General features: G+C 37.3%; 17 protein-coding genes, 1 tRNA gene and 1 pseudogene. 5 read left to right on the plus strand and 14 right to left on the minus strand.

The annotated features are described in order from the left end of the window. Nucleotides 1-8: 8 nt before the first annotated feature. The 8 genes from ACM46_RS20895 to ACM46_RS20930 form a co-directional block, all read right to left on the minus strand. On the minus strand, nt 9-3,269 hold the full coding sequence (locus tag ACM46_RS20895; RefSeq protein ID WP_048508601.1) for a SusC/RagA family TonB-linked outer membrane protein: 3,261 nt from the start codon (nt 3,267-3,269) through the stop codon (nt 9-11). Nucleotides 3,270-3,489: 220 nt separating this feature from the next. Further along, on the minus strand, nt 3,490-4,635 hold the full coding sequence (locus tag ACM46_RS20900; RefSeq protein WP_048508602.1) for a FecR family protein: 1,146 nt from the start codon (nt 4,633-4,635) through the stop codon (nt 3,490-3,492). Between the two features lie 66 nt (nt 4,636-4,701). After that, nucleotides 4,702-5,292 carry an RNA polymerase sigma factor gene (locus ACM46_RS20905; RefSeq protein ID WP_048508603.1) on the minus strand — a complete coding sequence of 197 codons (591 nt, stop codon included), beginning with the start codon at nt 5,290-5,292 and terminating at the stop codon, nt 4,702-4,704. 383 nt (nt 5,293-5,675) lie between these two features. Further along, the gene (locus ACM46_RS20910) at nt 5,676-6,149 is read right to left on the minus strand and encodes a hypothetical protein (RefSeq protein ID WP_048508604.1); all 474 of its coding nucleotides are present in this window, start codon (nt 6,147-6,149) and stop codon (nt 5,676-5,678) included. 3 nt (nt 6,150-6,152) lie between these two features. Further along, nucleotides 6,153-9,824, minus strand: coding sequence for a DUF6443 domain-containing protein (locus ACM46_RS20915; protein ID WP_157859470.1), 3,672 nt, complete (start codon nt 9,822-9,824; stop codon nt 6,153-6,155). A 46-nt stretch (nt 9,825-9,870) separates the two neighbouring features. Further along, the gene (locus ACM46_RS20920) at nt 9,871-13,095 is read right to left on the minus strand and encodes an RHS repeat domain-containing protein (RefSeq protein WP_048508606.1); all 3,225 of its coding nucleotides are present in this window, start codon (nt 13,093-13,095) and stop codon (nt 9,871-9,873) included. Nucleotides 13,096-13,585: 490 nt separating this feature from the next. After that, nucleotides 13,586-14,749, minus strand: a complete 1,164-nt coding sequence (locus ACM46_RS20925; protein ID WP_131707642.1) for a plasmid recombination protein — start codon at nt 14,747-14,749, stop codon at nt 13,586-13,588. A gap of 216 nt (nt 14,750-14,965) precedes the next feature. Beyond that, nucleotides 14,966-15,964 carry a toprim domain-containing protein gene (locus ACM46_RS20930; protein ID WP_048508608.1) on the minus strand — a complete coding sequence of 333 codons (999 nt, stop codon included), beginning with the start codon at nt 15,962-15,964 and terminating at the stop codon, nt 14,966-14,968. Nucleotides 15,965-16,394: 430 nt separating this feature from the next. Between ACM46_RS20930 and ACM46_RS22875 the strand changes: the two genes are divergently transcribed. From ACM46_RS22875 to ACM46_RS20945, 3 genes are all read left to right on the plus strand, one after another. After that, complete coding sequence (locus tag ACM46_RS22875) at nt 16,395-16,862, plus strand: DUF3408 domain-containing protein (protein WP_053082733.1); 468 nt, start codon at nt 16,395-16,397, stop codon at nt 16,860-16,862. A gap of 113 nt (nt 16,863-16,975) precedes the next feature. Next, nucleotides 16,976-17,677: a nucleotidyl transferase AbiEii/AbiGii toxin family protein gene (locus ACM46_RS20940; RefSeq protein WP_048508609.1), complete on the plus strand. Its 702-nt coding sequence runs from the start codon at nt 16,976-16,978 to the stop codon at nt 17,675-17,677. Nucleotides 17,678-17,715: 38 nt separating this feature from the next. Next, on the plus strand, nt 17,716-18,033 hold the full coding sequence (locus tag ACM46_RS20945) for a DUF6922 domain-containing protein (protein WP_048508610.1): 318 nt from the start codon (nt 17,716-17,718) through the stop codon (nt 18,031-18,033). A 65-nt stretch (nt 18,034-18,098) separates the two neighbouring features. On the opposite strand, the gene ACM46_RS20950 is transcribed toward ACM46_RS20945, so the two are convergent. Then, nucleotides 18,099-18,773 (minus strand): hypothetical protein, encoded by a 675-nt coding sequence (locus ACM46_RS20950; RefSeq protein ID WP_048508611.1) that lies wholly within the window; start codon nt 18,771-18,773, stop codon nt 18,099-18,101. Continuing rightward, nucleotides 18,773-21,676, minus strand: coding sequence for an HsdM family class I SAM-dependent methyltransferase (locus ACM46_RS20955; RefSeq protein ID WP_048508612.1), 2,904 nt, complete (start codon nt 21,674-21,676; stop codon nt 18,773-18,775). Before ACM46_RS20955 ends, ACM46_RS20950 begins: the two co-directional genes overlap by 1 nt. Before the next feature lie 329 nt (nt 21,677-22,005). On the opposite strand from ACM46_RS20955, the gene ACM46_RS20960 reads away from it, so the two are divergent. Together ACM46_RS20960 and ACM46_RS23730 are read left to right on the plus strand one after the other, a co-directional pair. Beyond that, nucleotides 22,006-22,197 (plus strand): hypothetical protein, encoded by a 192-nt coding sequence (locus ACM46_RS20960; protein ID WP_048508613.1) that lies wholly within the window; start codon nt 22,006-22,008, stop codon nt 22,195-22,197. A gap of 28 nt (nt 22,198-22,225) precedes the next feature. Next, a pseudogene (locus ACM46_RS23730) lies at nt 22,226-23,233 on the plus strand (recombinase family protein); the annotation flags it as partial. Nucleotides 23,234-23,762: 529 nt separating this feature from the next. Here the strand turns inward: ACM46_RS23730 and ACM46_RS20965 are convergent. The 4 genes from ACM46_RS20965 to ACM46_RS20980 all read right to left on the minus strand — a co-directional run bounded on the left by ACM46_RS20965 (nt 23,763) and on the right by ACM46_RS20980 (nt 25,505). Continuing rightward, nucleotides 23,763-23,833: transfer RNA gene (locus tag ACM46_RS20965), tRNA-Gln, on the minus strand. A 386-nt stretch (nt 23,834-24,219) separates the two neighbouring features. Continuing rightward, nucleotides 24,220-24,375 carry a hypothetical protein gene (locus ACM46_RS23440; protein WP_157859471.1) on the minus strand — a complete coding sequence of 52 codons (156 nt, stop codon included), beginning with the start codon at nt 24,373-24,375 and terminating at the stop codon, nt 24,220-24,222. A 7-nt stretch (nt 24,376-24,382) separates the two neighbouring features. Then, nucleotides 24,383-24,670 (minus strand): helix-turn-helix domain-containing protein, encoded by a 288-nt coding sequence (locus ACM46_RS20975; protein ID WP_131707643.1) that lies wholly within the window; start codon nt 24,668-24,670, stop codon nt 24,383-24,385. Between the two features lie 412 nt (nt 24,671-25,082). After that, on the minus strand, nt 25,083-25,505 hold the full coding sequence (locus ACM46_RS20980; protein ID WP_048508616.1) for a transposase: 423 nt from the start codon (nt 25,503-25,505) through the stop codon (nt 25,083-25,085). Nucleotides 25,506-25,516: the final 11 nt, after the last annotated feature.

Consider the following 25,516-nt stretch of genomic DNA (forward strand, 5'->3'; position numbering starts at 1 on the left):
TAATGCGGTTAATAATTTAATGTAAACCCTAATGTAAAAGACCGTAAGGGAGGTATTGCCAAAATATTTCCCTGTGTTTCGGGATCCCAGCCCTTATAACCTGTTATCGTCCAAAGGTTTTGTCCCTGAAAGAACAGCGTACAGTTTTGGGCTCCAATTTTCCGTATTATCGTGGCTGGTAGATTATAGGAAAGTTCAAGGTTTTTTAGTCTTATAAAAGACGCATCACCCAGAACTGCATCGGATTGCATAAGATAATTGTTCGCGACGCCGTAAGCCTCACTCGATGTTGATGCAGATATTTTTTGAATTGTGCTTATATCTCCCGGCTTCTGCCATCTATCAATGACAATGTCCGGCTGATTGAACATCATGCCCGGAAAGCTCTGCGAATTTGAGTAGATGGCATTAAGGATGGTTGTTCCGGTCTGTTTTTTAAACTGGAAAAAGGTGTTTAAAGAAAATCCCTTATATCGAAGGGTATTCGACCAGCCACCGTAAAACTTTGGATCCAGTGATCCTAAAACTATATAATCGGAATTATTCAGATTCCCATCGCCATTAGTATCCTGAAAATCATAAATCCCGGTTTCAGGGTTCACAGCCATTGATTTGTAACGGTAAATTACATTAAGGGATTCTCCGAGTACATATCTCGAGCTGTAAGCAGAAGTTTCAAGATTTTCAAATCTCAATAGCCTGTTTTTAGGGATGGTTATATTCAAGGCGGTTTCCCATCCAAAATCCTGTTTGTTAAAAAGCTTAATAGTTAGTTCAGATTCCCAGCCTTTATTTTCGATCAGGGCCGGGAAATTTCTGTTGATACTGAAATGTCCGGTCTGGGATGGCAGGATATACTGTACAAGTTGATTATCACTGCGGTTGAGAAAAAAGGCCAGATTAAAGAATATCCTTTCCTTAAACCATGCTGTTTCCAGTGCCGCTTCATATTTTTTATTGACCTCCCATCCATAATTGGGATTAAATAAGCTGCTTGGGTAGAGTGCTGTACTACCCTGATAGGCCCGCCATGTAGACCAGGTATCGAGGTACTGATAATTCCCGATCTGGTCATTTCCTGTTATTCCGTAGCTTGTCCTTAGCTTACCGAATGAGAGGGTACTTTTTTTACCGGAAAGGAAATTTTCATTTGAAAAGATCCATCCGGCACCGACGGCGTAAAAATTTCCCCATTTATTGTCTGAGCCGAATCGGCTCGATCCATCCCTTCTGCCTGAGAGATTCAGAAGATATTTATTGTCCAGGTTGTAATTGATCCGTGCAAAAGCTGCGGCATATTTATAAGGTGCATAGCTGTTGAAAGGATTGCTCAGGGTGGTCGCTGCCGCAAGGGATTTTAATAACAGATCGTTGGCATAACCCGATGCCTTGATTGACTGCGCTTCATTCAAAGTGCTCTGCAAGCTTCCTCCCAGCGTAAAATGAAAATTGCTCTTATCTCTTTTAAAACTATAATCGATCTGTGGCTCTATGATCCAACTTGAAAATGAATTGGAGGAATATAGTGCGAAGCCCTCGTAATTATCGCCCGAAGGATCTTGGGTAGACAATGGGTCGTAAGACCTTTCATCAGCATGTAGGTCATTATATCCAAAAGCCGTTTTAATGTTCAGATCTTTAAGAATTGAATAGGATAACTGCATTCTTGTGATCAGGTTTTTACGATAGGAGTTAAATTCCTTCCGGGTAAAAGCAATTGGATTATAGAAGGAAGCCCCATTCTGGCTCCAATTGAGTGATCCATCCGCATTATAGAGTTCAGGAAGATTTGGAGGAAGATTACTATAGTATAGCGCATTGCCATTAAAAAGACGGTTGGATTCAAGGGAGTAGTTGGCAGAAAAGGCGACTTCAAGTCTGTCTTTAAGAGCCCGATGGTTAATATTAAGATTAACGGTACCTTTTTTATATCTTGAATCCCCGGTAAAGACCGTAGATTCCCTGTTAAAGCTTCCTCCGATTAAAAACTGGGTTTTGTCGCTGCCGCCGCTTAAATTTGCAGCGGTGTTCATGCTTTGTGCAGCCTGTCCCACGATCAGTTTTCTCAGGTCAGTATATCTGTTTTTGTCCCATAATAAAAGGTCAGGTGCATAGCTATCATTACCGGGTGTAGAAGATGGGGTTATATTATCATTTCTAAAGGCTTCTTCCCTGAGCTCCATGTACTGCTGAGTAGATAGCATTTTTATTTTCTTTGCGATGTCACTATATCCCTGTCCATGACGGATGTTTAACTTTGTTGCTCCGGCTTTTCCTTTCTTCGTGCTGATCAAAACCACGCCATTAGCACCCCGGCTTCCATATATGGCTGTTGCATCGGCATCTTTTAGAACTTCTATGCTCTCGATATCATTGGGGTTGATGCTGGAAAAGGGACTTAAACCGTTGGAAACAGAGTTTTGCATGGCAATATTGGTGTTGCCGGGTGCAAAGGGCACCCCGTCAATGATAAACAGCGGTTCTGAACCCTGTGCGAGTGAGTTTTTACCCCTGATCTGAATGGAGAAAGTAGATCCGGGTACGCCGTTATTCTGGATCACGTCCGCACCGGGCACACGGCCTATCATCGCTGCCAAAGGATTAGAAACGGGTTGGCTCTCTATTTCTTTGGCAGAGATTTTAGCTACCGATCCCGTATTAAACCGTCTGGTTGTTGTTCCATAGGCAATGGCAACAGCTTCATCGAGTATGGACTCGCTTCTAAGCAGCGTCACGGTGACAGTGGGATTTGCCGGGACTTCCACAGGAATAAATCCCACATAGGCAATATGCAGCATTTGATCCGGCTTTACATCGGGAAGGCTAAATCGGCCATTTCGGTCAGTGATCACAAGTAGGCCCGTTCCTTTAACCCTTACCGTTGCCCCGGCGATGGGCTCCCCGTTTTCGCCCATAACTTTTCCGGTAATGGAAGTTTCAGCGGTCTTCTGAGCAGGAATATCCCTGTCATTTTTCTTTTTCTGGGTAATAACAATGATCCCGTCCGTGATTTTATAATCAAGGGGTTGATTTTCAAATAGCAGCTTAAGGGATGCATAAAGTGGAGTATTACGCAGTGTAAGGGTAACGGGTCTTGCCACACGTAAAACCTGATCCGTATAGGAGAAGCCGTATTTTGTCTGTCTGGATATCTCTTCCAGTACTTTTTCCATAGATGCCTGCTTTACCGATAGTGTAACTGACTGAGCCGAGACTTTTAAAGAAATCTGTATGGAAAATAATAGTAGGGTCATCAGTATGACTTTCATACAGGACGGATATTTTGCCCGGCATTTTTTCAAATAGAGAGTACTTGGGCGGAATGCAGGTTTTCTCTCCTTGAAAAGAAGGTGATAATTCATACATTTGTAATTAAGGGTTAGATAATTCTGTTTGTTGCTAACAATACATGTTTAGCCCGCATAATCCGGGGTGCTGAAACACCCCGGTTTTATGCTTTAATGGGTAGTAAACATATGAAACAAGATCTTAGTCCATAAGCAAGAGCCTCCTTCCCTCAACTTTAAATTTAATACCGCTTATCTCTTCAAGGGCACTCAGTACGCTTGATAACTTTTTGTCCCGTCTTATAGAGGCGTATATTTTTACCCTGTCAGGAATGTCCTTATAATCTACCTTAATATCATACCATCGTTCCAGTTGTCGCAGAACCTGCTGAATTGAAGCTCCTTTGAATCTAAATTTCCCATCTTTCCAGGCCGAAAATAACTGAGCATCCACTGTACTGATATGAAATGTTGCATTCGCTAAAACCGCTTGCTGATCTGGAGATAGTATTGTGCGGATTGTTCCAGTTTCGTTTTCCAATTCAATACGCCCACTCAAAAGCGTGGTGACAGTACCCGGTTCATTTGGATAGGTATTGATGTTAAATGTTGTTCCAAGAACCTTTACGCTTTGATGGCCACTCTTGACAATAAACGGATGTTTCGCATCATGGGCAACCTCAAAATAACCTTCACCTTGAAGTTCCACTAGCCGCTGAGCACCGCTAAAAGCAGTCGGATAACGAAGCGAGGATTCTGCATTAAGCCAAACTTTTGTTCCATCAGGCAGATTGATCTGATATTGTCCTTTCCTTGGCGTTGAAAGTGTGGCATATTGTACAGGATGTTTTTCTGTAACAGCTGTTCCATCATTATACAAGATCTGGTCTTTGCTCACCTTAATCCCGGTTTTACCTTCACTTAAGGGAATAGCTTTTCCTCCCTCTATGATCAGTGTTGCGCGGTTCGTCCCCGGTAGTACTTCATCACCATAGGTTGATACCATTTCCGGGCTAGCATTCCTATGAAGGCTTTGGTAAGCATAGATAGACATGGAAATAATCGCTAACACTGCCGCTGCATATGGAAGGATTTTTCTAAGGAGCAAATTCCGCTTCTTTACCATCCGCCCTTCAATGCGATTATAAGCAGCATCCGTTACTTTTCGGATCTGAAAATCACTTACCGGGTGTTTGATTTTTTCAGATATAAGCGCATCATATAGGGCCTGTTTGGAAATCTGCTCATGTTCAAGCTTACCAAAATATTCCAATAGCTCCCTGTATTGTTGGGGTGTTAGGGTATCTTGCTGGTATTTCTCCAGTAATTCTCTGATATGCTCTTCCATCTGCCTGCTCTTTTTTATGTAATACGGCTAATTGCAGGATTCGGGTAGCTGGTATTTTAAAAATTATTATAAATATTTTTCGAATAGTTGGATAGCGATGCAGTATGCAGCAAAATCAGCTAGCTTATGGCTGTTCTTTTTGAGAAATTTATTGGCCTTTATGATGTGGTCCTTTACGGCGTTAGTGGAAATGCCGAGCAGATTACCCGTTTCCTCATAACTTTTGTTCTCAAACTTACAGAGTAGAAGTACATTCTTTCGCTGGGGAGGAAGTTCTTCAATGAGCCTGTAGAGTGCTTCGTCCAGCTCTTTTTTATAAGTGTGCGGCGCTGTCAGGGATAAAAAAAGCTCTTTTGATGATTCAAGTTTAAGTTGTTTGGCCTGTCTTCTGAAATGGTCATAGGAAAGATTAGCTGCAATGCGGTAAAGGTAGCTGCCCAATGATTTTTCAGGATCAATGTGGGTTCTGTTTTCCCAGACCCTGAAAAATAGTTCCTGAAGGGTATCTTCTACCAGAGTTTCAATTTTCAGTAATGAAAAAAGTTGAATAGTGATTTTAACCTTATATCGCTCATAGATTTCAGCGAATGCTGTGCGGTCTCCATCCCGCAGTTTTAACAGCAGCTCCTTTTCATCGATCAGCTTGTGGGATTTCATAACCTTTGTGGCAATTGGTAAAGTAAAGGTAGACAATCGTTGAATAATTAAAGAATAATTTTGAGGTAATGACTACGAAATCCTTTGGTGTAAAAACACACTTAATTCACAAAGTATAGTTTTGCGAATCTTCACAATAACCTTTATCCAGAAAATAATCATTCATCTTCAATGAAAAATTATTTAGAAGTTTCGATTGAATAATACTTGGACTGAAATTAATTACCAAAGTTATATTAAAATTCATATAAAGATTATCCAAAAATTTTTTAATAAATGGACCTTATAATAAATTCAAAAAATGTTGCCGCCCGATCATGTAATGTGATCGGACGACAAAAGACAAAAATTTTATTTTTTTATATTCAATAATAAAAAATATTCTATCCTAGTGAATTTGAAACAAATTGTTCAAGAAAAAATTTCATATCCAATTTGAATCTGTCTTTATCAAAATCTTTTACTTTTTTTGGTAATTTATCTAAATTTTCTAGTAAATCTGTAATCTTATTTCTAACTATATCTAAGCTATCTTTATCAGATAATGATAAAAACTTCTCATATTCATCTTGAGTTAATGTGATATCATCCAAAAATAACTTATACATTCTATGGTTTTGACCGGTGTATTTATTTATTGTTGTTTTATCAAAAATATATTTAGGAGATTGTCGTTTGGAAAATTTCTCAAAACCCTTTGGGGGATTAACACAGTTTAGCCCGATGCCATAATTTAACAAATCATTCCCGTAATTTTTACTATCAAAAAATTCCTTCATTTTTGATGAGATATTAGCAACCAAATTAGACTTATGTTTTCCTTGTGAATCAATTGTCAAACTAATATAAACATTCATATGTTATCTAAAAATTTTGTTACCCGGAGGTAATTGTCCATTTATTAAAAAGTAATTATATATTTTTATTTTTTCAGCTACTTTTATCTGCATCTGATTCCCGTAAAATTGACGTTCCATTATAAGTCCTTTGCCAATGCTATTAAGGTAATCAGTACTATATCTATCTGATGATGTCGTCTCACCATATTTCCAAACCTCACCTTGTTTTAGGCTCTGTTTTCCAGTTTCCGATGCACTTCCTCTAGTAAATATTGGGTAATCACCGGATGCATTTGCTACTAAAGCATATTGAAATCCTTCGGGCCCAGCGTTTCTTCTTGCCCTAATTTTATCAAGTTCATAGCTCATTTTTCCCAATATAGAACCTGCTCCTGCAGCGAGCAACACACCGGGGATTGCTATATCGTCTCCAATACCGATAACTGTAATGTCATCCATCAACATGCCTCCAGCGAGAACTAATCCTCCCTTCATGATTGCACCTGAATGGTCAACGGGCCCGGACATTATTTCCGCTTCTCCTAAATCAGGGGAATTGAACACTTCTTGGTTTGATTTAAAGAAACCGTGTTCACCAAGTTCTATATTATTCCCTGCAGAAGATGTATATTTAAATCCAACGGGGAGGTATTTACCACCATATAACTCTGTAGCAGTCTGCTGATCAATAACACGACTGTCATACAGTACGGACCCTCCATTTGTTCTTACCCAGTCAAAGGGTTCCATACCGTCCGGGTCTATAAATCTGACCGGATTATCAAATGCATAATTGTAAGGAGAATGCCTGCGCATCTTCTCCGCCATCGGGTCAACCACATTCCACCTGCCGATCTCTGCATCATAGAATCTTGATCTATAATCATATTGACCACCTAACTCATCCTGTATCTCTTTTCCATTATAAAGGTACTTATTATTTCCGCCGGCAACAACTTTACGCTTACCAAAGGGATAATAGTTATCGCGCTGAACAATGTCAACAATTTTAACACTGCTGCCCCTCTTTAAAGTGGCCCGCACATTACCAAGATGATCGGTGAGATTATAGTGATAAATGTAGTTATTTCCGCTTTTAAGCGCGTAACCAACAGAATTATGTATAATATCAATAACACCATTATTATATTCAATACCATCTACATAATCACGCGTAGTCTTCACGGGGTTTGTTGCTCCAATCGTAGAGAGCTTTTGCAATTTTGCTCCCGAACCGTCATATAAAAATGTTATATTAACTCCGGCCTTACTGACAACTTGTGGTAAATTTAAATAATTGTAGGAAAATGACATTCCCATACGGTCTGTCTTAACACTTCCATTGTCAAAATAGGTGTAATTTCCTGACACACCGCCTGTTAGACCCGTTAATCTGTTTCCATTGTATGTATAAGCTGTTACGGCGAGTGCATCCCGTTTAAGCGTTTTGATATTACCCATATCATCATATTCAAGAACCTCGGCAATACCTGCTGTTCCGGAAAGACCATTAGTCCCTCCAGTGAGTCTACCAATCTTGTCGTAACTATAGGTAAATCCTTTGGCGGTAGCATCCAGCTTCTCATTATCGTTCCACAGCTGTTGGCTGATATTTCCATTCCACTGTGGGGTCGTTCCATCCTGATATTTTAACTGCTGACTGAATCGTGGTGAAATACTTTTGGACAACCAACCCCTCTCGTTGTAGGTATAAATTGTCGTGTCAACATACCCTGGTTCGGTTGTCAGTTTCCCCATGAACTTTGTATTCAATTGCCCAATTTCATTGTAACTATTTGATGCTAAAGTTACCTCGGCCTGCTCCCCGATCTTTTCTTTTGAAGAAGTTAATCTCCCAATGTGGTCATATGTGTTGTTAGTGACAATAGTTGTGCTCCCTCCTGTCTTAGGAGTGTGCACACGGACACTTTTCACAAGTTCCCCAGGGAAATTATATGTATTTGTTATTTCGTCCTTACCACCGATATGGTTGGTGCTCTGAATATTTGTTATACGTCCGTCGTTATCATAATGGTTCACTGTCCACAGCCAAGTAGTCGTTCCCAATACCCGCGATTTAGTCACTGTTGGTAAAGTTTTTAACATCTTGCTATATGAAGCATGTGCTGTAAATGGAATCCCGGGGATATTGTCGTAGCTATCGTAGTAATTTACCTGATTAACAGTAATATTATTGGTATTCTGTGGGATTGTATTGTTTGTATAGCCTTCAAGTACTGTACCCCGATTTTCCCAGTTTGGACCAGTAAATTCCGCTAATGCCTTTTGTAGATCTTCATGATCGTCGCCCATATGGCCGGTCTCTACCCCCGTTAGCACTATTTTACCAAAAACGTCATATTTAAAAAAGCTCCACTCATTTTTTTTCAGCTGCTCGGCATCGCGGGTAAACACCACCTTATCATTATTGTTGTAAACAAGATAATCCCAACCCTTACCTGGCACTTTCTTTTTTACAACTCGTTTGCGTCCATCATATCTGTAGGCATAAATATATTTATCAAAGTTTGGATCTGTTGCAAGCTCCGTAAAACTGGTGGCTGTAACAGCTGGCGGAACTACATAATAAAGGTTGCCAAAATTACCATAGATATAATAAGTGTCAAGCGGATATTCCGCTTTTGTCTGAGGATTGGTATTCCATATTCTTTTGAGCACGATACGGTTTTCAGAATCCCTGTATTCGTCTACAGTACCAGCTTTACCAGAAACCCAGTTTTCATCTTTAACCGTAATTCTGCTCAGCTTACCTTTGGTAAATTTCCCTGTCCCTTTTGCTCCTGTGGGAATCCCTTGCGCATTATAATCCACAGTCCAGAGTTTAACCATCTCTGTAGCTGTTTCCACATTCGAACCGTAATCAGATCTAACTGAATGTCCCCCACCTGGTACCCCCATGATGACCGGCTGCCAGCCATTACCTGGCGCACCCTGCTCCAGCACACGACTCGCAGGACTGTTTTCAAAAATAGTTACAGCATATGGAAAATCGGTTTTGACCCCCTGCTGATCCCATGACCCATTCCTAGCATAATAGATCATCTGATCGATCCTGGCATCTGGACTGTATGCACCATCACCTGTTGCGTTTTTTACATGGGGTAAATATTTAATACTTTCCCGGCCATAAATATCGAATTCCTGATATTGAACAATATCCTTATAGGTCGGGCTAGCCATCAGTTCTACGCGCTGGATATTCCTGCCAAGCCCATCAAAATATTGCACTGTCTGATTTTCGTCACCTATGTTGCGGGGCTGATTTAATGTCTGTGCGGTTACGCCGGGTATTCGAAATGTTCTGGTTAAGATATAGTTCCTAGCCCCGGTGGGTTTACTGCTAAACGAAGGAAACTGGGATATACCGATTGTTACATTACTTCCGGCAGGAACATAAAAACCATTGGTTAGCTTAATGGAATTTAGAGCCTTAATTTCAGTCTGGTCATTATATATGTTCAGTTCAAGGTCATCTGGTATAATTGAAGGTGTTTGTGAGGACACCTTCAATCCCAATATTAACCCACAGGCGATCAATGCTGCCTTAGTAATGTATGATTTTGATAATTGATAAACTAAACTATTAAAAATTCCATAAGGTAATGAATTTCGAACTTCATCCAAAGTCTGCAAAAAGACTGGATTCTTATATTTTATATACTTTGGTTTCATAATGTTTTTTTTAAGTGTAACGATGTGCATTTATATCGCACCGAAACTACAACTCAATCTCCCCCCATTGGTCTGAACATTGATGTATACTCTCAACTGTACCATTTGTCCCAACATATGCTATGGATAATCCTCTGGAATAAAAACCTGAGGAAGCACGGGTACCATCCAGGTTACACAATATTGTTCCAACAATAATGGGCGGATCTGGCTGATCCAGTGGATTCAGAATATAGTACTCCGATCTATTCAATGATTCACATAGGCTCGTGCCCGACCCGTTTATACGCTGCATATAGGCCAGAGATACGGCGGCTGCATTAATCGGAATTTTTCTTTGTCCGTTACAGTCTATGGGCTGATTACGATAGTTATAGCAGAAAGTCTTTATTATATTGCCCGAGTTATCTTTGATTGCTGCAAGTCGGCCAAAACTATCATAGTCGTAACTTTCGACCATCCCTTTCGGGTCGGTCTTACTCAGAATCCCAATAAGGGGTTTATATGTAAAGCTCGTGATTTCGGCATCTGGCAAAGCAATCCTTAAAGCCTTTATCTTATCTGTTACAACTGTCTCTGTAGTGGTGGGATTATTTAGCTGGGTAACAATAGCGGCCCCGCCGAGCGCTTTCACCATATCGTTATAAACCACATTTTTTACCTCAGCAAGCAAATATTGCCCATTGTTGCCCCATATATAACAGATACTTGGTTCTTTGTTGATCTGGATCATTAGAGGATTTCCATAAACATCCATTATGCTTATGTCTTGCTCTAACCTAAGTTCAGGATTGAGCTTGAAAACCTGATCAGAATCTGTGTAAGCACCCTTAAAAGTAGCTTCTGACTGCGGTTTGGACAGGGCAGTTTTATAAATGGTATTGATCTTGCCCTTCATATACTGGAAGTAACTGCTGCCCTCAATATTTCTACTCCCTGATTTATCAACTATAGAAAATACTTCCACCGGAAGTGCGAGCATGTTCGCATTTCTCATTGAGACAATATTAGTAGTAATGTTATTTGTTGCCGATGGCAGGGTATAATCCCAAGGATATTTATACACCGTTTCGTTGATAAAATCTCTTGGATCGTAACTTTTTATTTTTTGCAAAAGATTGAGCGAATTATAGCTCAATTCTTTTCTCAGAATTGTAGAATCCCCGGAAAGTCCATAAGTTGTGACAAGGTTACTGGTAAGATATGGAACGAAAGTATAGATTGGAAGGGAAACATTGCTGATAGCGGCCAATGTCGGAGGGCCCACGTTCCGCATTGTTCTAACATATTTGTTATAGCGCAGTGCGTCAATGTTATACTTATAATCAGTTTTTTGAATTTTCTTTTTTTTATCATCAAAAATCTGTTCCGATAAAATGAGGCCACGCTCCAAGTCTACACTTGATATCAGCTTCTGTTCATAACGTGAGCTCTGTGATTGATTTAAGAACTGCGCAAATGGATCCTTATCTAAATAGCCGTTATCGCTATTACTATATTTTCTTATCCTGTAACCACCCATTGTCTTTTCGGTAACTTCACTGTACGTAACATGGCTACCGTTTGAATTATTCAGATAACTTAATGAAAGACTGCTGAAACGTTTATATGGCTGCCCTTGCAATCCGCTTCCTTCTTCATAGTATACTGGTTCTCCATTGAGCACACCACTGGAAAGCGTTCCATTTCCAAGATAATCCTTGGTATAGAAATATTCAGTAACATTGGGTTTTGAGCTGATACCGTCAAAATCCTCAGTTTTTCTCAGTCTCATTCCACCTGCAAAAGCATTGGTCGCATTCTTTTTTAAACTAATTTTTGGAGACTGTAGCACAACAGATGAATAAGTATGCGGTTCAAACGTAAAATTTGTGTAACCGCCTGTGGGATATTTGACCTGTCTGATCATCTCGGCCTTCATCAGTGCTGTATCCGGCGATCTGTACTGACTGTATAGACTCTGATTGGGATAGCGCTCAGAAGGAGCTACGGTCCTATCCATCCAATAGTTTTTGCCATTATAATACCCCCAGTGATCAATACGTCCCGAGGCATATGCCGGTAGTTTAACATCATTATAAATAAAAGAATAATAGGGAATAACAGTAACTCCGTCAGGGGTCACCGATTCAATTTTTTCTAATTTCAGACGTTCTGTTGACTTTTCAATATACTTAAATGAAAATTTTTTCACCTTCGTTGTGCCGGAACTGAGAGTAATATCATCAATTTTAAAACATTCTCCATTAACTTTTCCAATTGGAAAGAAGTCTTGGTAACTGGATTTAAAAGGCCATCGGAGGTCTTTTGTCAGTGAGCTGGCAAAATCACATGTTACTCCCTGGGAGGTCTTTATTTGAGTAAGAATGGAACTCATGACCATATAATTTCCCGGCTGGTTGATCCTTGTGGTATAATAAGATCCGGCCGCCATACCACCAACAGGTCCCTCCGAGATTTCAGTATACAGAGGCATATAAGGAGCATAACCACGCTTATACTTAAAATCAATGCTGGTTCCTTCAGGATAGAGTATTTTGCTGAGCTGCCATGCGCTGCTCTGAACATTGGTCATCCAGCCTTCATTATTGGCCATCGGGGGGGCGTCTGTAAACCATTCATCAGGAAGATAAGTTGGCGAACTGGGCAAGGAGAATTCAATAGCTGTCAAATCATAACCAAACATATATTTTATACCGTTGCTCATGGTCAGGGCAAAACCGGTGTAAGTCCTTCCCAATGTATATCCATCATAAACGCTATAGTTGCTAATTGCATCTATTTTGTAGTTGCTAGTAGTTTGAACTTCTATCTTGATGTTAGGATCATCTTTACTCTTCACCGACCATTTATTCTCATGGTCCAGATAAAAACTTCCGGTGATTCCGTTAAAATTAAACACAAATTCATCTGGAGCGCGATCTGAATTTTTGTTCCAGGATGTTTTCCAGTCATCAAGAGCGTTTAACTGCCTTCCAGCTTCAATGTAGCTCCATTTTCCGGTTTTGAAATATACATCATATATTTCGTCATACTCCCCATTGGCGCGCCTTTGAATAGCGCCGCCCGCCTGAAGAGACCAGTTCAGTCCAACAACAGACGGGCGCTGATCCGGCCTGCACCCAGAAGCATCATACGTTAGACTGATAGGGATTTTATTATTCCCGGCCTGCACATCCAAAATTGGAACTGATATCAATGCGGCTCCCGTAAACGGAGATATGGGAATATTTCCAAATTTTCCCAGTGTGGACACGTCAGGGCTTTGCATACTGGGCTGTGGGACAGAAGATAGCGGATTTTGCGCTTTTACAGACTCAAAAGCTGTAACAGTAAAGAACAAGGAGACAATTAGATATGCTTTATTTAACATAGCTCAATTAATATATAAGGTTAATTTAAGACAACATCATTTTTAAGAATTAATACTAAGAATATCCGCCATTTCTTAAAGGGACTATTACTATTCAAAGTATCTAACCGTTCGATCTTATTTCGAGTTCTTAAAACAGCATTTAGAAAACGATTCAAAAAAATAATTGACAAGCACACAAAATCAGCAAGTTATGACTATAAAATTCAAAAAAATATTTACAAGGTTATGTACATTTTCTGAAAAAAATATTTTAAATAAAAAAATTTACATAAATATGTTTTTTGGAGAAAATTTGAGTTTCCTCAATGTTTATGCGGGCGCATTTGATAATAATAAATTAATATAAACGTAGTTATTTTGCAGAAAACCATTTCAGAATTTACCTCTATAGTCGAGGTCTTCTCTTTTTCTTTTTCTTCAGGGCAGGTATGTATTCTGGTTCTAAATCCGCGGCATCACCAATTCTTAAAAGTGAAAAAAGTCCCGCTGCAAGTTCAGCGGTTTTAAAGATCTGCTCAAAAGCGGAAAAGGGGATATGGCTTTTAATGGAAAGTTCGTTACAGATTTTATTCATTTCAGCGAGTAAATTTTTATCATCCGTTCTGTTAAATGCTGGATTCTTCAAACGTTCATATCGGATAGATTTTTGCAGCGCATCTAGGACAGATTCCCGATATTTTTTCTTTTCTATAGCAAAAAAATGGGGATCGGTCAAAAGTATGGTATTTCTGCTTTTCTGATCAGCAATTTCCTTTTTCAGATTTTCTGTTTCCTTTTTAAGTTCAGACGTCCTTTTGTTCTCTGCTTCCAGCTGCTTATTGGCTTTTAAAAGTTCAACATTATATAATCTGAAAGCATCCCCGTAATTCCTGGTTGTTTTGTCAATATTAATCTGCTGGATGCCTAAGAAATTGGTTTCTTTGATGACCAAATCATTGAATTTACCGGAACCCAGCTGCGCTGTCATCTCCTGTATTTTGATTTCAAGGCCTTTTAATTCCTCTTCTTTTTTCTGTATCTTAAATTCTACCGCTTCCAGCCTGCCTATTGAACCAGAAGTACCACGTTCCATACCCAGGCACTCGGCAGCAAGATCCTGCATTTTGGAGTAATGAAAAGACTGATGTTTTAGTGTCTTTCCTGTCTTTAGATCCTGCCAGTCGGCAACAAGATGTGCATGTAAATTGGGTTTCCATTCTTTGGATTCTTTATCCCAGTGGCCTTCATCTTTATGGATGGCAATCTGGAATACCTTTATTCCCAGTTCCTGCTCCAATCTTCGGGAAAGATCATGAAGGTCTTTCATGGTGGTATCCTCTTTAATCACGACTACCGCTTCACGGACAGGCATCGCATTACGCTGTAATTTTCTGCCAGACTTTTCTTTGCAATAGGCTTCAATTTTTTGTATTCTATCTGAGATCTTTTCTTTTTGCCAATATTCATTTTTTGCAGTCAGGTCTTTTCGAACATAATCAAATGTCTTTTTCCGAAAATTATGAGTTTCGGAATCAAATTTTACAGCTTTAAAATTGATGGAAGTTTTCATATCTGAATATCTTTTCTTTTCACTAGCAAGCATCTTATGCTTGCCTGACCATTTTCATGAAGCGAAGCTTTATGAAAAGCCTCAAAAATCTAATCCGTCAGGATCAGATTTGAAGCCCCTGCTAGGCGAAGTAGAAACTTTGTCGGGAGCAAAGCGACCTTCAAAGTTGCGAATGAGCTCCTAACTTTTGCGGAAAGCTTGCTAAAAAGCGCAGTCCTACATTCTCCTGCGCACACCTTTTTTTATCCTGTTTGTTTCTTCTTTGCACGATTCCTGTTTTTCTGCATGCCCGTTTTTCGCTGCCGTTGTTATTTGCGTATTGATTGTCTCATGATCATGCTGCTGTCTTTTAGCTACGAGGTACTGATTCAGATCTTTATGATCTGAATAGAGGAGGGAAAAGTCCCTGGCATGGGGGAAGTGCTCAATGATCGTATCAATACACTGCGTTCCCGCTTTATCATTGTCCAAAAACAGGCTGATCTCTGAATAGGAATCAAGCAGCGTCAAAGCCTTTTTAAGCATTGCCGTAGAATTTAATACCAGCAGATCCCCCTCGAAAGATTTCTGCATTTCGATAAAGGACAGGGCATCGGTAAAGCCTTCAAAAACGGCCACTTTTCGGTTAGGGATGTTATTTCCAGTTTCGTTACCACTGATTGGCCAAGCATTCGAAAAGAAAGGTAAAACGGAAATATCCTTTTTAAGTAAAGCCCCCTTGTAGAATGCGTTTCTAAGTTCCCATCCATCAGAATTATTCTTAAATCCGACCGCATAAAACTGTTTATTGTTGGTGGTAAACCATAATTCTTTAATAAAGGGATATACCTTTTCACTTAAACCCCGCTGGTGTAGATAGGATAAAAGATTAGGATGTGCAATATCCATAATCCTGTCTATACGGTAATTAGGATTGGATTTTAGTGTCATTGTTTGCTGGTGAAAAGAAGAAAAATTTTGACCGGATGCCCATTCCAGGGCTCCTTTTACCGATGTGTGGAAATATTTCTGGATAAAATCGGTCGTTGTGCCGCCCGCTCCTTCTGAAAAGAGGTACCAGAGGTTCTTCGGCCTGTCAACTTTAAAAGAGGCATGGGATTCAGGCCCAAAAGGACTGATATACCATGCTTCTTTGTCATTTTGTCGGGTTGGAAGGTGTCCGAGAAAAGCGAGGACTTCTTCCAGCCCTATGGAATTTAATTGCTTACAGTTCATTTTGCATCATCTATTTTTCAGAAGATAGCAAAGCGAATAAGGTGAGGATGTAAACTGGAATTAAGTGGCCGTATTTGTCCTTTCGTTTCTTAACAAATCAATCTAATGCCTACTTTATTAGGACAGAAAAGGAAAAATACTGCCCATCAATACAGCCTTACAGTAATACTGGAATTCATGTATTTAATTTGTCATATCGCTGGCTTTATAGCTTTATATATTGCTGACAAATAAAAATCATAAAATTATATGAAGATACAATCATTACACGCTGACATGATGACTTTACAATTTGGTATACTCAAATAATGTTAATTAAATGTTTTGTAAAAATGATAACGTCATAGCAAACTGGCTTTATAATAATACATAAGGTTATAAGGTTAACAACATAAAGAGAAAAAATGACAAATACTTAATCTGCTATCCTATGGAAAATAAAAACCTATTTAATCATAACAATGAAACAGGAGATCCTACGAAAAAGGAAAACTTAACTGAGAACTCTGTCCAAACGGGACAAATATCGGATAATGATCGTCCTGTAAGCGATGACGATTATTTAAAGCTAGCTATGGAGCCTGATACGCCTTTAAAGGCTGGAACTGGGAAAATCCAATCATCTATGAGTAGAACCAGAAGGTCTAAATCCCAGGGACTAACGGAGAAGGAATATTTTGAAACCTTCTTTAAAATTCCAAAACAAAATGCAAGCAAAGGGAGGACTGTATATATCCGTCCAGAATTCCATCAGAAATTCTTAAAGCTGATTGCAGGACTTGAAATTGACAGGCTGACAATGTATGCTTATCTGGACAATATCATTGAACATCATTTTACAGAATTTGAGGAAACGATCTATAAGATATATCAGGACAGAAATAAACCACTTTTTTAAAGAAAGTGGGATATTTATCATAATTAAGACAATGAAGGAAATAAGAGGACAGTAACTTCCAATTTAGATAAGCAAATCATTTTCAGGAATAAATTTCCAAAAAATGATTCCTTATGCTATACAAAGAAACTGTCAGTAGAGAAATGTGGGAACTACTCCAAGAATTAATGAAAGATGGAAAATTTAAAGATTACATCTTAGTTGGAGGTACAGCATTATCTCTAAAAATAGGACATAGAAAATCAGTAGATATAGATTTGTTCACCACAAAAGATTTTGATTCACAGGAGATGCTTTATTACCTGAATCAAAAGTATGGTGCAGTCATTCCGGAAAGCAGACTTTTTACCAATACAGTACTTACCCATATCAATGATATAAAGGTTGATATTGTTACCCACAAATATCCTTTATTAAATCCTATAGAAATGAGCGAAGGTATTCGAATGATCTCTAATGAGGATATAGGAGCGATGAAGCTCCATGCCATTTTTCAGAGTGGAAAAAGATTAAAAGATTTTGTGGACATGTATTTTCTTCTGGAAGAGAAATCACTTAAAGACTATCTTCAGGCATATGAGAAAAAATATGACGGTCATGATTTTTTGGCTGCTTATGCACTGTCTTTTTTTGGCAATATTGATTTTGATAAGGCTTTTGATGTTTCAATGATGAAAGGAAAAGAGAACAATTGGCCAAGAATGTCAGAGCGTTTAAAAAAGGCAGCTGTTAATCCTGAATTGAAATTTGAGATAAAACTTAAACAGGAAAATGGAAAGAAACCACCTGGAAAAGGTAAGGGTTTTCGCCGATAATTATTGCTTAATCTAATGAAATTCAGTACATTTATAGTATGAAAAATATTGTAAACAATGTGTTAAAACCAAATCTGCACGCCAAATTTTTTTGGGATACGGATATAAATAAAGTGGACTGGCAAAAAATGTATGTTGCAGTTATCACCCGTATTATAGAAAGAGGAGGGCAAAAAGAGGTTGATGAGATCGTACGCTTTTATGGACGTGAAAAGGTTTTAAAAGCAGTAAAGGATGAAATCTTCTTTCTTCCCAATTATGCAATAGAAGATGCTATAAAATTTTTTCCGGAACTTAGAAAAGAGGAAATGTTCTGCTATTTAAACCGTAAAGACAGACCATACCATTGGATATAAATTATGAGCTGAACAGTTCCTTTAAACCTAACAACTTGGAAAACTCTCCCTTTATTAAATCAGAATTAATTTACTACAATCCATAGATGATCAAGATTAATATCATTTGATGCTCGATGAGCTATAGATTTAAAAAGAGAGTAGTCAGTATTATTATCTACTTCTGAAAGTGCTTCGTCGGATTTCCAATTTGTCTTATCTAGCATAGATAGATCGCCAATCCAATCATTAATTGTAGTATGCCAATGCTTAAAATCTTTGTCTTCTATAAAACCGAGCAGACCACATTCAAATAATCCTCTCCCATGTTTTTCAGATTTGTATCTTTCTATCCCTCCGTTATTATTATCACCAATCACATATTCTTTTTCTCGTTTTTTCTCAGGTGATGGAAGCCTCTTACTTTCCACAGAGTATAATGATGAAAGTTCTACATCTTGTTCATTTGGATAGAAGAAAAAATCTGAAAAGCCTTTACTCAGATTATAAACATCCTGATATTGTCCCTCAATATTAAATGGATATTCTTTCTTTCTGATAAGTATTTGGGCTTGCTTAGTGTATAGTTGAGTCAAATCGTTTTCACTTAGTTTCTTTTTCTTATGAAACCCGGATTTTAAATAAGATTTGAAATTTACCACAGTCTCTACCATACATTCTTTTGCAAGACTGACTAACCTATTTTTTGGAAGTGCAACATTAGGTTGAGAAAAATTGAATATGTTATCCTCTGCTATCATTAAAAACCTGCATTTGAAAAGTCGGAGAAACATTTGTCAGCATCACGATATGCTGTAAGAGAAAGCCAATATCTGTATTGGTTAGGTTTGATAAAAACAATCGTATCCTTTTGTGGGTACAATTTAATTATCCTTTTTATTGACAACTGTTCAGAAACTACATTATCTGTTAAATTTTCAATATTAAGATTTGATAAGTCTTTATGAAAGGCGGGCCTAATATTTTCAGCATCAAACTTAAATACGGCGGCTATTAATGAGTTATCTAGTTCTGCGACATCGCTCAACCTGAATTTTTGTCCGTTATCTTCTCCATAAACCATATTTAATACTTTCGAAAATTCAGAACCATAATGGATAATAAAATCTATATAATCTTTTTTACTAATCGACTTTGTGGTAATTGAGTTCTCACCATAGATAAAAAAATCTTGCTGAAAATTAATACAGTCATTAATTATGTTTAAATCAAAATCAGAAAAAATAGAGTGGTCTGGAATAAAAGGAATATTCTTTAAATCCTTTAAGAGAAACGTATTATTTCGGTTGATTAATGTTTCAGCACTTGTTGCAAGAAGCCAAAACTTATAGAAATTGTAATAATTCTCAAAAGAATCATAGATTTGTTTCAAAAATGATTTATCATTATCTAATGATTTGATAGAAACCATTCTTCTTTTAAAGGAAAAAGAAATTTCATTGAGAAATATTGGAAATCGCTTCTCTCCGATATTTTCCCAAATTATTAGATTAGGAGCTAAGAAAGCCTGCTCTTTAGGGATTTTTGAAAATTTAATTTGTTTTGTTATAGGAGATAATAAATCATAGGAAATGCCATTTTCATCAATACCTTTTGTTGTTAAAAATGGTATGTTATATATGTAGTCGGGAGATAAATTTTGTTTACTCCCAATTTCAAATCCCTCTTCAATTATGCTATTGTTATCGTTTAAAATATCATTGAGGGTAGGTAGAATTTTTACCTTTTCAATCAGATTCTTAATCCTTCCTCCTCCAAGTAGGTTATTTTTCCAAATAAACTCATTGTTAATAGCACTTTGTCTGTTTACGAAATGAAAATCATAATCATCTATCTCAAAAAATATTCGTTCTTTAGTGGCAATTGTACGTCTAAAAGTCAGGTGTAAAAGATTTTTACTGAAATCCGGCTTTTCATTTCTGACAAAAACCGCTGCGGAGGCTACATCTGCACCATTGTCCCAAAGTGACTTATTTCTTGCTAGAGCAGTAAAGTCAAAAATTTGTACAATGTTATAATTTGAGAACAAGGCTCTTTTATAATCGTTGGATGTACTATTGTAAAGCAGTCCTGATGATTTAATAATCAGACATGATAAGCCGCTTTCATTTAAATATCCTAAAGCCTCTGATAAAAACTTTAAGGCAATTTGACCTTGTGGTATAGTAACACTATTGTTTTCCAATTGCCATTTATTGGAATAATTGGAAATGGCACCTCGTACAAATGGAGGATTACCAATTATCAAATCAAATTTTTTACCTCTTATAGAATCACATTGGAAAAAATCTGACCATATAAGATTCTCTTCGGTTAAGTCCTCAAAACGTAATTCATTAATAATTTTTATAGGATTTAACTCGTTACAAAGCGCTAAGCTTAAACTAAAAGAAGCTAATTTTATCGCTTGTTCTTCTTTGTCAACTCCATAGATATTTTTCAACAGAGGTTTTAAATCCTTAATATCAGGAAACTTCATTTCATTTTGCAGTCGCCAGATTTGAACTAATCGTTTAAATGCAACTACCAGAAAAATTCCCGAACCACAAGCAGGATCTAATATTTTAAAGTCTTTAAGATTTATTTGTTCATATTTCTTCAGGGAAATACACTCATCAACCAATAACTTAGCAAGGTGGGAAGGAGTATAGTATAATCCTTTCTCTTGTTTATCCTCTCCTAAAAACTCTTCGTATAAACGACTGATTAACTCTACAGGAATATATTTAAATTCAAAATATCTTAAATCGAACTTGAATTCACCCTGTTGAGAGATGATGTCTGTTTTGTCAGTAGATAAAAAATCTGCAAGAATGTTTAAATCTAAGGATTGCAATTTTTTTTGTTCAGTCTCGGTCCAGCTAAACACGTTTCCGTTGAAATCTTTATTCAAATCAATCAACAGATCAACAAATTTTCCTTTACGCAATACTTCATTAAAAGTACTTGCTTTGTTATATTTCTTAAAATATTTTTCTGACAATAGTTTATTACCATTCGTATCTATACGCTCTTCTAAATATTTAATTAGTATAGCCTGAACAATAATTTTATTAATTAAAGAAGCTGAGTCTGAATAAGCCGTTTTTAATCTCTCGCTTACGCTTCTGATATTTTTTATTAAAGTATCATAAGCAGAATTTTGAAACTTGAATTTCTTTTTTACTTCTTCCTGTTCCCAAAAAAGGCCAGTCTTAATTTTTATGGAAAACTGTTCATTATAAAGATCGTGGATTCTACCCACCAAATTCAAATTAGATATTAAGTATTCCGGCTTGAAATTTTTGGTTATGTGTTTTGTACAATCAACTATTTTTATTTCGGTACTGAAAAAGAAACAAGCTAACGGTACTTCACCACTGCTCCAAATATTAGTTTGGATATCTGCAATTGAGTTATCTTCTTCGTTAAGACTCTTTTCTGTGAAATCGAAAAGATATACCTGTGGCTTGTAGATTCCGTTTAGTTGTAATCTAAAATATACGGCAGAGGCTCCCAAATCCTTTGCTGTTTCCAAGTGGAATTTCAGAAGTGGATCAGGAAGATTGTGTTCGTCAACCAAAAACAGCAAATTATCTCCTTCAAAGCCTAATTTTTTTAGACCTTGCGAGAATGGTTTTACAATGTTTTCAGGTAAATTCATATTAATTTTTACTTGTGTAAAATAAACAAAAATTGACTATTTTCAACTTGTAAAGATACAATTTCAATTCTTTGTGAATGGTATTTAAGACTAATTATTCAGGCGATCAGCAAAATTTATTTCAAAACTTGAATTCTTCCATTTTAATTATATGAATTTATGCTTTATCGACTAGCTCCTAACTATAATCAATACTGTTCAATGTGGAAAATTTAGGACAACAGAAGCCACAGAGTGCAATATAAAAATACAATATACAATCATCGCATATTTTTATTGCGTTAGTCCACGAATCACAAGCTTAAGGACCGTATTAAAATAATATTGCGATGGAAACAGGAAATTGTTCGGATGAAAACGAAAGGCTATATTCAAAAAAACTGACTCCAGAAAAAGTGGTTAGTATACTTGGAAAGCATGGCACAAAAGTCTCTATTGAAGAAGCTGAAATCATACTTCAATTTATGCGAAAAATTGCGGATATCGCAGTAAATCAGTATCTTTATGATAAGACAGACTAATGTCCAATATTCACCAAAAACTTTTATTATGGGAAAGATTGCAGACTTGTACATCCGTGTATCTACTGATGAGCAGGCCGATAAAGGGTATTCGTTAAGGGATCAGGAAGATCGGTTGAGAAGATACTGTGAGTTGAAGGAAATTTTAGTAAGAAATGTATATATAGAGGATTATTCAGCAAAAACTTTCAACCGACCGGAATGGAAGAAATTAGTTATAGCCCTTCGGAAACAGAGGGATATTAAAAGCTTCACGCTGCTCCTATTTACCAAATGGGACCGTTTTAGCCGAAATACTTCACAGGCGTATCAGACCATAGATCTATTACGCTCGCTAAGGTCTGAGCCGCAGGCAATAGAGCAGCCTCTTGATATGTCCATTCCTGAATCCAAGATCATGCTGTCCAATTACCTGACAATCCCGGAAGTGGAAAATGAACGCAGAGCATTAAATGTTTTCTATGGCATGCGCAGGGCGAGAAAAGAAGGCCGCTGGATGGGTACAGCACCATTGGGGTATATCAACAAAATCACAGAAGATCATAAAAAATATATTGCAGTTAAGAAAGAGGAGGCGGAAATCCTTACCTGGGCGTTTGATAAGATACTAGAAAACAGTTTCAACACAAATCAGATCTGGAAAATGGTCAGGGAAAAGGCTAAAGGAATGTCGCGGTTCAGTAAGAATAATTTTTGGACAGCGATCCGAAATCCCATTTATTGCGGTAAGATCTTTATTCCCGCTTTTAAGGATGAAGAAGCGTACTTTGTAAAGGGACTTCATGAACCTATTATCAGTGAGCTTAAATTCCGGGAGGTACAGGATGTATTAGACGGTAGAAAACGTGATTTTACTAAACCAAAAATTGTTTCTATGGACAACCTGCCATTACGGGGATTTTTAAAGTGTCCAAAGTGCGAACGTATGTTGACCGGGAGTGCCTCAAAAGGAAAAATGGGAAGGTATTACTATTATTATCACTGTTCTTCGCAATGTGGTGTTAGATTTCGTGCTCCGCAGGTGAATGAAGCTTTTGAAAGACAGTTAGCAGAACTACTTCCAAGACCGGGAATGTCAGAGGTTTTTATTGAAACTGTTATTGAAGATTTTCATTCAAAAACCAAAAGACAGAATACTGAAAGAAAACAGATGCTGAAACAGGTTGAAGATTTGAACGCACGATTGCAGAAAGCATTGATTCAAAAAGTTGACGGTACTTTGGAAGATGATGATTATAGCTTTATTAAAAAAGATACCCATGCTAAAATCGAAAGATTGGAGTTTGACCTCAGTCATTTATCAGATCAGAATGTTGAGATCAGCAGGCTATTGAAAAGCGAGCTTGGAAAGATCATAAATCTTTTCAGATATTATGTAGAAGGCGATATCGAACAACAAAGACAAATTATTAGTTCGATGTTCCCTGAAAAGCTGGTATTTGACGGAGAAAAGCATCGAACCCAAAGGGTGAATTCAGCAGTTCAGCTAATATATGCTAAAGAGAGGGAAATTCGGGGAAATAAAAAAGGGACAAATCTTTCCTTTTTAGATTTGTCCCAACAAGTAGACCCACAGGGATTCGAACCCCGACTGACGGTACCAAAAACCGGAGTGCTACCGTTACACTATAGGTCTGCTTTATTTTGGTGGTGCAAATTTACGCTTTTTTTCTTTACAGGCAAGAGGTTTGTTGTAAAAAGTATATGTTTTTGAATAGAGAATTGGTAAAAGTCCATGATTTCAGGAGTTTAATTTTACTCTATTTTAAAGCATTATTCTTTAAAGATGACATTTTTCGAATGAATTGGCTCTTATTTTTAGATGACAGGATCGTAAGGAATCTGAATCATGGGATTCAGGAAATACATACAATTAAAAAAACAGCCCTGTAAAAGGGCTGCCTAACCTAACTAAACAACTAAACAGTCTGTAAATAGTTTTTTCCATGGATTCTAAAAACATCAGACTTTATCTTTATTAAAAACAGTCCATTGTTTTGAAACTGTATCTTTCATCAGAATCTAAATGACTGCCGTTACCATCATCAAAGTCATTTTGGCTAATGATAGTATTGAAATCCCCGTTGCCTGGCGTACCTGTCTGGGCAGGTAGATGAATGAAAATAAACAGATGATAAGAAGGGCAGGGAAAACGGCATATTGATATTTTTTTTTCACATAAAATTTAATTTAAAAGAAACTTTTTTTTCCAACTGGCCACTGTATTTCTACTTAACCCATAACGGGCTGCCACCTGAGTATTATTTAATTCGTTGGCTTTTTGGTAAGCCAGAATCTTACAAATGGTATCGATGTCATAAGACCTGTGTCTTTTGTCTTTCATTCGTACATCGTTTTTTTCTTTTTTGAAGAGGATGCTTTCGATGTGAAGAATGTCAAAATCTGTCAGTTTAGTCTTGGCAAGGATCACTTCACAGTCTTTTCTTTTGTCTGGAAATTTTATCCTCAGCATGTCTTCATATATTTTTTTATAGGCAGGCCTACTTTGCTTTACACCCATTTTTTATTAGTTTGTTCATTATTGATACGTCTTTTCTATTAGGTTTTCATAAGCTTTGTTTGAAAAAAAGCATAGCGGAATAACCCCGGTAAATATCCGGTTTCAAAACTTTCACAGAAATTCTGAAAACAGATAGCAGGTAGATCATGAGTATAAAGCGCAAGCAGATCTATTGCCGTTTGCTTCAGCTCATGGTTTCAGCTAAGCACTGTAATAAAGTGCGATGTGAGTTGTGGAATTATGGTACCGATCCCATCCTATTTACGGAGAGACGTTGAAAAGGTTAGAATTCCGAAGATAATAGATTTCATTCATATAATAAAAATTTTGATTTTTAGTGTTTTTTTATTTCTATACTATTTGTTTAATACTTATTAAGCCATTTGTGTAAAGTAGTTTTGGGAATATTGTATTCCTCAACAATTTCTTTTTTGCTCTTTTTTTCTGTCCGTATCAGTTCAAGAATAAACTTGATCATTTCCGATGTGTACAAATTCTTCCTGAATCTGGGCAGCGGACTTTTCGTTTTTGTATGGTTTCTGACAATATCTTTCTGTGGTGCATAAAAAATAAGATGTTGCGAATACAGTCTGAAAAAGTCATACTTAAGCAGCTTACTCCATTTTAAAAGGAGCTCTGTAGAAATTTCATATTGTGCATACATATTGATAACCTCTTGCTCTGTGCATTTCAAAAAGTTACATATCCGGCCCATTTCTATACCGCTTTCTTCCGTTTCTATTTTAAGAAGTTGTCCAATATTAATTTCCTTTAGGTCTATTTTCATTAAAAATATTC

This window comes from Chryseobacterium angstadtii (assembly GCF_001045465.1).
In the GTDB taxonomy this organism is placed as follows: domain Bacteria; phylum Bacteroidota; class Bacteroidia; order Flavobacteriales; family Weeksellaceae; genus Chryseobacterium; species Chryseobacterium angstadtii.